The organism is Holdemanella hominis, from assembly GCF_014306155.1.
GTDB classification, from domain to species: Bacteria; Bacillota_I; Bacilli_A; order Erysipelotrichales; family Erysipelotrichaceae; genus Holdemanella; species Holdemanella hominis.
This window is the reverse complement of sequence record NZ_JACRWH010000068.1, coordinates 1-9283: the sequence shown is the minus strand read 5'-3', so window position 1 is coordinate 9283 and position 9283 is coordinate 1. Positions and strand designations below refer to the sequence as shown.

Annotated in this window: 7 protein-coding genes and 1 other annotated feature; of the genes, 6 read left to right on the top strand and 1 reads right to left on the bottom strand. The window is 34.1% G+C overall.

The features are described from left to right. The first annotated feature begins 508 nt into the window (after positions 1 to 508). Positions 509 to 1432: a GGDEF domain-containing protein gene (locus H8911_RS11060; RefSeq protein ID WP_186999697.1), complete on the top strand. Its 924-nt coding sequence runs from the start codon at positions 509 to 511 to the stop codon at positions 1430 to 1432. On the opposite strand, the gene H8911_RS11055 is transcribed toward H8911_RS11060, so the two are convergent. Further along, complete coding sequence (locus H8911_RS11055; RefSeq protein ID WP_186999696.1) at positions 1361 to 1993, bottom strand: cyclase family protein; 633 nt, start codon at positions 1991 to 1993, stop codon at positions 1361 to 1363. The genes H8911_RS11060 and H8911_RS11055 overlap by 72 nt on opposite strands. 75 nt (positions 1994 to 2068) lie before the next feature. On the opposite strand from H8911_RS11055, the gene dxr reads away from it, so the two are divergent. The 5 genes from dxr to H8911_RS11030 all read left to right on the top strand — a co-directional run bounded on the left by dxr (position 2069) and on the right by H8911_RS11030 (position 8767). Further along, complete coding sequence (dxr, locus tag H8911_RS11050; RefSeq protein ID WP_186999695.1) at positions 2069 to 3205, top strand: 1-deoxy-D-xylulose-5-phosphate reductoisomerase; 1137 nt, start codon at positions 2069 to 2071, stop codon at positions 3203 to 3205. A 51-nt stretch (positions 3206 to 3256) separates the two neighbouring features. Continuing rightward, complete coding sequence (locus H8911_RS11045; RefSeq protein WP_186999694.1) at positions 3257 to 4792, top strand: FIVAR domain-containing protein; 1536 nt, start codon at positions 3257 to 3259, stop codon at positions 4790 to 4792. A gap of 65 nt (positions 4793 to 4857) precedes the next feature. After that, entirely contained in the window at positions 4858 to 6369 is a 1512-nt protein-coding gene (locus H8911_RS11040) for a PHP domain-containing protein (RefSeq protein ID WP_255466369.1), read from the top strand. A 40-nt stretch (positions 6370 to 6409) separates the two neighbouring features. Next, positions 6410 to 6608 (top strand) — a binding site (T-box leader). 39 nt (positions 6609 to 6647) lie between these two features. Beyond that, positions 6648 to 8585 (top strand): methionine--tRNA ligase, encoded by a 1938-nt coding sequence (metG, locus tag H8911_RS11035; RefSeq protein ID WP_186999692.1) that lies wholly within the window; start codon positions 6648 to 6650, stop codon positions 8583 to 8585. After that, entirely contained in the window at positions 8585 to 8767 is a 183-nt protein-coding gene (locus H8911_RS11030; RefSeq protein ID WP_186999691.1) for a hypothetical protein, read from the top strand. The genes metG and H8911_RS11030 overlap by 1 nt, the downstream gene beginning before the upstream one ends. The last annotated feature ends 516 nt before the right edge of the window (positions 8768 to 9283 follow it).

Below are 9283 nucleotides of genomic sequence, written 5' to 3'. Positions count from 1 at the left end.
TTTGATGCAGAATTTTAACTGCTTTTTTAACGATTTATAATTGTTCATAAGTACCTCCAAAAACATATACCTATAAACAATTGGCCTATTATCAGAAATGATAATAGGCCACACATTTCAATCTGTATGTCAACAAAAAAATTCAAATTTTCTACAAAAAAAAGAGGAGCACATTTTTTGTGTTCTTCTCAAAGATGCCATTTCTTAACTTAATGACATTGGATATGATCTGTTTTTCATGATAAAATGGTTTTATGAACTAAATTCGTTTTGCGTAAATCTACTATATATGTGTAGCTATCATGTTGAATCTAGGTTTTAAAACCTATCATTCCATGATGAAAAACAGTCAAATAGTTAGTTTTTTGCGGTTGTCTTTGTACATGTATTATATTTTTAAACTGATTTAGTACGAATGACGACAAATGGTCAGGACCTGTTTCTAAATGAAATGAGCTTCCTGTTCTTTTCTCTATGCATACTTTCTTGGTTTAATTACATCCAAATAATGTTTGAAGTTCATTATTTAAAGAAATCGCAAACGATATTCGCAATGATTCCTGTGTTTGCAAGCGTTGTCCTTTTACTTGTGAAAACATTGGATGGATGTTTATTTCAAATCGATTCATATGGAAAGTTTCGAGAAGGACCACTCTATATTTTGCATGTATTTATAAACGATCTCTATTTTATGGTTGGAGCCTATCAAGCTTGTGTGTATAGCCGTAAGGCAAAGAATTATCAACAAAAGAAATCGAATCAAATTTTAGACATTTATATGGTGTCACTATTGTTGATTGGCATAATGCAAGATTTTTTTCGTGACATTCCAGTTTTTTGTGTAGGAACTAGTCTTTGTATCCTTATTGTATATATTAGTTTGGAAGAACAAATGATTTCTATGGATCCATTAACACAATTGAATAACTGTAATCGTAGGGAACAGCATTTATTTGAGTGTGGAAGAAGTCAAGATTTAAATATGTACTTGTTAGTGCTGGATGTGAATAGATTTAAGAAAATCAACGATGAGCATGGACATGTGCAAGGGGATTTAGCATTAAAGGCCATTGCGAACTATTTAAAAGAATCTTGTATTGAAAAAAGTGATTTTATTGCTCGCTATGGTGGGGATGAATTTGTGATTGTGTATAAAGGAAATGATGTAGAAGGTTTGTGCCAAAGAATTCATGCGTATATAAAAAAACTATCTTTTCCCTTTGACTTAGATGTGAGTATTGGATGTGCACCATACCACAAAGATATACATAAATGGAATGATTGGTTTATTGAAGCTGATAAACAATTATATAATGGAAAGAAAAAAATTGAAAGACCGGTGATCCGGTCTTTATTCATACTAAGCAATCGCTCGAATAGGAATGCCATCACAGTTTTCAATTTTAAGTTGGAAACAACTAAACCAAAATAATTCATCACCACATTGTTCTAAATGTGTGAGATTTTCTATATTCACAATATCTGTATCTTTAAATAACGCTTTGTGTCGTGTCAGATTTTCATCACACAGGGGGTCTTCTAATCCCATTACGTCAAAGCCAATGCCTTTGAAATTACTATTTAGAATGAATTCTAATACTGTGTTATCTATGCACGGGTAATCATTAAAATAGGTATCTAAATTCCAACGTTTATCCCAACCAAGATTAAAGAGAAGAAAATCAGCCAACTTGGCTTTATCTATATCGATTTTATCGATTGTGATGGCTTGTCCTTCTTTTAAATCTCTACAATCAACGACAAGAGCTTTGTCGATGAATTGTTCTGGGGAAAATTGATCTAAAGTCTTTTGGTTCGTAAAAATATGGGCAGGTGGATCCATGTGTGTTCCTACATGAGAATACATTTGAAGGAGTGTTTCTTTAAAACCATCCTTTTCGTAGGTGCTTTTTGTGGTTAATTTTGGTGTTTCACTACCCGGAAAGACGGTCATATCTTCCGAAATAGTATGTGTTAAATCATTGCCTTTCATAATTTACCTCCAATTACTATTTAACCACATCTTTTATCTGTATTGTGTTAAAATGATAAGTACAGGTGATGAATTATGAAAAGAATACTATTATTAGGAGCTACAGGCTCTATCGGTTTACAAACAGTGGATGTGATTGAACAACATCCAGACCAATTTTGTCTAGTTGGTATTGCGGCTGGACATCAAGTGGATGTAATGCAGAAAATTATTGATAAACATTCAACCATTCAGGTAGCTGGTATTTCAGATGTTTCAAAGGCCAAAAAATTAAGTGGTGTAACTGTTTATAGTGGCAATGAAGCCATGGTTCAATGTATTGAAAACTGTGAATATGATTTGTTGGTGAATGCCGTTGTTGGATTTAGAGGATTAAAGCCTACATTAACATCTTTAAAAAAAGGAATTGATGTGGCATTGGCTAATAAAGAAAGCTTGGTTGCGGGCGGTGTTTTGGTGCGTCAGGCATTGCAGGAAACAAACACCAAACTATATCCAATCGATTCAGAACATTCTGCCATCTTCCAATCCTTGCAGGGAAATCGTAGTGAAGATGTGAAACGTTTAATTATTACGGCAAGTGGCGGTAGTTTTAGAGATAAGACAAGGGATGAGTTAAGCGATGTAACAGTAGAACAGACTTTAAAACATCCAAACTGGAATATGGGAAAACGAATAACAGTGGATAGTGCAACAATGGTCAATAAAGGTTTTGAAGTGATTGAAGCACACTATTTATTTGATTTGCCATATGAAAAAATCGATACAGTGTTACATCGTCAAAGTATCGTGCATTCTATGGTTGAATACAATGACAACGCAATTATTGCACAACTTGGATCAGCGGATATGCGTTTACCAATTCAATATGCGTTATGTTATCCAGATCGTCCGGGGTTAAAGGAAGATCATCCTTTGGATATGACAAAAACAATGAATTTGAACTTTAAAGAAATGGATTATGTTCGTTATCCAATGTTGAAACTAGCCTATGAAATTGGTAAAAAAGAAGGAAATCTAGGTGCCGTATTTAATGGAGCGGATGAACAGGCAGTACAGCTGTTTTTGGATAAAAAGATTTCATTTTTACAAATTGAAGAAAGTATTGAACAAGCTTGTAAGCAGGCAAAATATATTGAAAATCCTACAATTGATCAATTAGAAGCAACGGATGCGTGGTCTCGAAAGTTTGTTGTTGAATATTGGGACTAGACCAATTGATATTTTGGGAGTAAAATAGTGAAATGGAATGGAGGGTTTGTCGTGAATAAAGCAAAGGTTTATTGTGTCGCAAGTGCTGTAGCAGTTTGTGTGGCTTCAAATCCAAATATGGATGTGCTTGCCAAACAAGTACAGCCAGTAAAATTAGAAGAAAAAGCCCAACAGACAATTACTGCAGATGATTTTATCAAACAATATTTGAGTACAAAAGAAATTGTTAAAGATAGTACAAATAAAGATGTAGAAAAATATACATTGATCACTAAGGTGGATGAAAAGAATTATTCCTTCGTATTAACAGGAGATCAATTGTTCAAAGCCTTGACTAAAGAAAATCAGGATCAAATCAAAACAGCTTATGAAACAGCATACGCAAATGCAGGTATGAAAAAAGCTGAAGGATGTAAATTAAGCGCATATGAAATTGTTGTAGCTGAGGCAAATACATTGGTTTTAAACGCTAAAACAGCTTTAGATACATCTTTAAAAGATGCACAAAGTTTAGATTCTACAATCTTTACTGCAGATAGCTATGCCGCTTTAAAAACGGTGATGGATGAATCCAGCCTTTTGGTTCAATCAACAACTTCAACTTTAGAACAACTTACACAAGAGTTAGTGAAGCTGGATAATGCAAAAAAAGCATTGATCAATGTTTCTGGATTAAAAGCTATCGTAGATCAATCAAGTACATATGCAAAGGATAGCTATACTAATAGAAGCTATACGGCATATGAAACAAGTTTGAATGAAGCTAAAAAGGTGTTAGAAAATGGAGCAAGTACTGTTGAAGACATTGAAAAGGCACAGTCTGCTTTAAATGCGGCAGCTGCTTCCTTAGTTAAAAAAGCGGATTTCTCTAAATTGAATGAAAAAGTGCAGGAAGCTAGTGAAGTCTTAGAATCCAATAAGGATATGCTTGAAGAAGAGTCTTATAATAACTTCAAGAAAGAATTGGATGATTGTAGTCTTGTACTTTCAAATGATGAATCAACACAGGCAAAAGTGGATGAAACGCTAGCACATCTAAATGCATATTTAGACGATAATACAAACTTTGTATACAAGGTGGTTACTTTAGAAGAAAAGGTTGCACGAAAAGTAGAAACAAGTAATGAATTATTGGTGCAAACATCCGTTGTACAAGAACAGCCGCAAGTTGTGGCTCCAGCTGTAGAAACAAAGAAGGTGGACGCCGCAAAAGTGGAAACGGTAGTCAAACAAGAGATTACAAGTACGGCAGCTGATAATTTCATTAAGACATATTTAACGAGTACAAGTGGAAATATCTTTACAAGTGCCAACAACTTGAATTATCAAAAGATTCTTTCTGCGATGCCTAGCTGGGTAAAATTATCTGTAACTGATAAAAATGCAGTGAATGCAGAATTGGTGAATAAAGTTGGTAAAAAGTATCAGCGTTTGCTGCAGGAAGCACAAAAATTTAGTATGAATGCAGGAAAATATACGCCTGTAAATACATCAACAAACACAAATGTAACGATTTATTCATGGTTATGTATGATGTCTTTAGGTGTATTAACATTTGCACTAAAACGTTTAAGAAAACAAGATTAAGGGCTATGGCCCTTTTTTTCATGCTTAAAAATTGTTATAATAACGAAAGAAAGGCTTATAATTTTATGAAACAACAGAAATACAATTTTAAAGATCTAACTCTAGCATACTTTCAAAAAAAATCGAAATTGTATCGTGCAGGTGGATATAAATATGCCACTCCATTAAAACGGAATCTAAGAGATTACCAAAATCATTTCTTTGCGTTTTTGATGGATGTCAACATTTGCTTATTGCCTGTTTATATATGGGTTCTTGAGTTTTTATTAATTATGTGTGGATTGATTCCACCACACTTCTTTGATTTATTATTCTACTTAATGTTTGCCTTGTTATTTGTATCTAGTGTATTATTACTTGCGTTTTTTACAGCACGAACAAATGGGCAATCATTTGGATATGCCATCATGGATTTGAAATTGGTTCGTAGAAATAAAAAAGAGGCGATGCCAATCAATTTGATTTTGCGACAAGCATTGGGATTTGGTCTTCCTTTGATGATTTTAGGGTTCTTCTATCAAGTGCCGGGAGTCATTTTATGGTGGGTCATCAATGGTATTGTTGTCCTAATCACTCCAAACCAACAAACTCTATTTGATTTGATTTTTGGTTTGGTTCCTGTAAATGAACCAGATCAGGAAATTCGTTTTGAAACAAAGGTAGAACCAGCTTTAGTAAAAGAAGAGTTGGTTGTGACTCCAATCGATTTACATATTCGTTCAAACTACAGTGATGATGGTTATTATGATGTAGAAGAATTATTCAAACAAGCCAAAGAAAATCGCTTGGAAGTTATCTCAATCACAGACCACAACTGTGCAAGGGCAAATGCGGCAGCGGTTCGTTTTTCAAGTTTGTACAACATTCAATATATTCCAGGCGTGGAAGTGGATGCACAATATAAAAGAATGCGAGTACGTATTCTAGGTTATTATATTGACTGGACGAATGAAGCGTTTGAAGTGTTAGAACAAAATTCTTTGAAGCGTGAAAAAGATTTATCCATGGAGCGTGTTGAAAAATTCGAAAATTACTCAGACATTCGTATTGATGTAGATTCGTTAATTTCAAATTCTCGTTTCCAAACTATTACACCAGCAGAAATCACAAAGATGGTGTTCCATAACGAAAGAACGCGTTTATTGCCTTTTGTGAAGAAGTATATTGATAGTTGTGAAAGTGAGACTGTTGCGATGTCTCGTTTTGAAACCGATGTATTTGGTAAGAATGGACCTTGTTATGTAAAGGCTAACTATCCGGATGCGAAAGCAGTAATTGATGCGATTCATAGTGCTGGAGGTATTGCGATTTTATCAAGCTGGCATTTAGATTATATTTCAGATGATGTTTTAGAAGAAATTGTGGATTTAGGTATGGATGGAGTGGAATGCTTCTCTAATGATATTCATGAACAAACGGTTGCGGCTGCGTTGAAAATTGTTCAGAAACGCAAATTATTCGTATCTTGTGGTAGTGATTATCATGGTCCTACAAAGCCAAAATATCATATGGGTGTTTCAAATTGTCCTGAAAAAGCTTTACCATTGGTAAAAATTTTGACAAAAGCTGCGAAATAAATTTGCTCAAAATACGTTGTATAGCGTATAATAAACAAGTCAATAAGCTTAGAAAAGAAGAGTATTTATATGGCGTACTAAAGAGAGCAGATGGTTTGGTGTGAATCTGCGTACAATATATAGAGAAGATGGTCTTGGAGCTTCTTTATCGATAGGTAGGTAAAGACGTATGCTGGCGTTAACAGCTTGAGGTGTGAAAACACAAACTAAGGTGGTACCACGAAGCTTTCGTCCTTGGATGAAGGCTTTTTTTATTTGTATGATAGGAGGAAATAAAGATGACACAAAAGAAAGAACCATTTTATTTAACAACGGCAATTGCGTATACATCAGGTAGACCTCACATTGGGAATACATATGAAATTATCTTGTCGGATGCGATTGCTCGTTTTAAAAGAGCACAAGGATATGATGTATTCTTTCAGACAGGTACAGATGAGCATGGTGTAAAAATTGAAGAAAAGGCAAAAGCTGCAGGTGTAAGTCCACAAGAATTCGTGGATGGTGTGGCTGCTCAAATTAAATCAAACTGGGATTTAATGAATACAAGCTATGATTATTTTGTGCGTACTACAGATGATTATCACGTAAAAGAAGTACAAAGCATTTTTAAACGTTTATATGATCAAGGAGATATCTATAAAGGAACATATGAAGGATGGTATTGTACGCCTTGTGAATCATTCTGGACAGAATCTCAATTGGTAGATGGATGTTGCCCAGATTGTGGTCGTCCAGTTAAGAAGGCAAAAGAAGAAGCCTACTTCTTTAATATGCAAAAGTATGCGGCTCGCTTAATTAAATACATTGAAGATCATCCTGATTTCATTCAACCAGAATCTCGTAAGAATGAAATGCTGAATAACTTCTTGCGTCCGGGATTACAAGATCTTTGTGTATCTCGTACATCATTTACATGGGGAGTTCCTGTTGACTTTGATCCAAAACACGTTGTATACGTTTGGATTGATGCATTAAGCAACTATATCACTACACTTGGCTATCATGCCAATGGTGTTAGTGATGAAAAGTTCAACAAATACTGGCCTGCAACACACATTATTGGTAAAGATATTTTACGTTTCCACACAATTTATTGGCCAATTATTTTAATGGCTTTGGATTTACCTTTACCTAAGAAAGTATTCGGGCATCCATGGTTGCTTACGGGAAGTGACAAAATGTCTAAATCAAAAGGTAATGTGATTTATGCCGAAGATTTAGTGGCTCACTTTGGTGTAGATGCTGTTCGTTATTACTGTTTACACGAAATGCCATTTGCACAAGATGGAACGATTACTTGGGAATTAATGATTGAAAGAATTAATTCGGACTTGGCAAACATTTTAGGAAACTTAGTATCTCGTACAATTGCGATGTCAAATAAATATTTTGGTGGTTTAGTCAAAAATCCAAATGTATGTGAAGCAGTCGATGAAGAATTAAAAGCTTGTGCTTTAGAAACTAAGAAGAAAGTAGAAGCTAAGATGGAAGAACTTCGTGTTGGTGATGCATTAGATGAAGTATTCAGATTGCTTCGTCGTACAAACAAGTACATTGATGAAACAATGCCTTGGGTACTTGCAAAAGATGAATCAAAACAAGATCGTTTAGCTACTGTTTTATATAACTTATTAGAATCTATTCGTATTTCAGCAGTATTATTACATTCATTCTTACCTGAAACTGCAGAAAAGATGTTTGCATATTTAAATACAAAAGTAACGGATTTAGATTCTTCTGAATCTTTTGGAAGCTTAGAAACAGATATTCATGTAGTTGAAAAGTGTGAACCATTGTTTGCGCGTATTGATGAAAAGAAATTTATGGAAGAGTTTAATAAAGAAAAAGAAGTAGCTAAAAAAGAAGCACCTAAAAAAGAAGAAAAAGTAGAAGAAGTTACGATTGATGATTTTGCAAAACTACAATTCAAAGTAGGTACGATTTTGAAGTGTGAACCACATCCAAAGGCAGATCGTTTATTGGTTGAACAAGTTGATTTGGGTGGTGAAGTCCGTCAAATCGTTAGTGGTATTGCGAAACACTACAAGCCAGAAGAATTGATTGGAAAACAAGTTGTCGTAGTGACAAACTTAAAACCAGTAAAATTACGTGGTGTAGAATCATATGGTATGATTTTGTGTGCTACAGATGACAAAGACTTGTCATTTGTCACTGTCGCAAAAGAAATGCCTAATGGTGTAACTGTTCGCTAATGAATGATAAACAAAAGGTTGTTTTTAAACAATTACAGCTGGCTGGACTTGGCATTGTCGTCTTTGTTTTTGGCTTGTTGTATCAAGAAAAAGCCATTTCCATTGTAGGAATCTGTATCTTGATCTTTGGCTTACTAAGAACCTATTACATTAAAAAAATAATTGAAAAACTAGATGAGTAAATAATTGCTCATCTTTTCTTGTATATTAAGATTTTGGTTTCGGAACAGAGAAATACGACATGTGAAATGGTATTAAAACATCACAATCTAATAGTGATAAAGTTTCAATTGGAATGTTTGGATGATAAGTTGTGTCCATAATTGAAGTATAGAATGAAACCCTTCCAAATAGAATAAAAATGCAGTGTCAATGTGAATTTAATGTGAACATGTGAGAATATGGGTAATATCACATATTCACATTGGTGATATAATAATAAAAATAAAATAATTTAGAAAGTCTCAAATCTATCTATTAAGCTTGCATTAAATATAGTATAATAGAGTCAGATAGAACAGGAGGACTTGCATTATGAAGGTCTTTTCAATGTCACAAAGAATCTATTATAAAGATTTGGAACCTGAAGCAGAATCCATCATTAAAAAGGATCTTGAACTGTATAACTGTATGCTTCATAAGGCATTCAAAATCTGTTTTGATCGTGCTTATAAGGATGTTACCTATTCAGAAACGGA

Bases quoted from the DNA above. Each gene is read 5' to 3' on its own strand.
- metG (WP_186999692.1), top strand. From the start codon at position 6,648: ATGACACAAAAGAAAGAACCATTTTATTTAACAACGGCAATTGCGTAT.
- H8911_RS11055 (WP_186999696.1), bottom strand. From the start codon at position 1,993: ATGAAAGGCAATGATTTAACACATACTATTTCGGAAGATATGACCGTC.
- dxr (WP_186999695.1), top strand. From the start codon at position 2,069: ATGAAAAGAATACTATTATTAGGAGCTACAGGCTCTATCGGTTTACAA.
- H8911_RS11040 (WP_255466369.1), top strand. From the start codon at position 4,858: ATGAAACAACAGAAATACAATTTTAAAGATCTAACTCTAGCATACTTT.
- H8911_RS11060 (WP_186999697.1), top strand. From the start codon at position 509: ATGTTTGAAGTTCATTATTTAAAGAAATCGCAAACGATATTCGCAATG.
- H8911_RS11030 (WP_186999691.1), top strand. From the start codon at position 8,585: ATGAATGATAAACAAAAGGTTGTTTTTAAACAATTACAGCTGGCTGGA.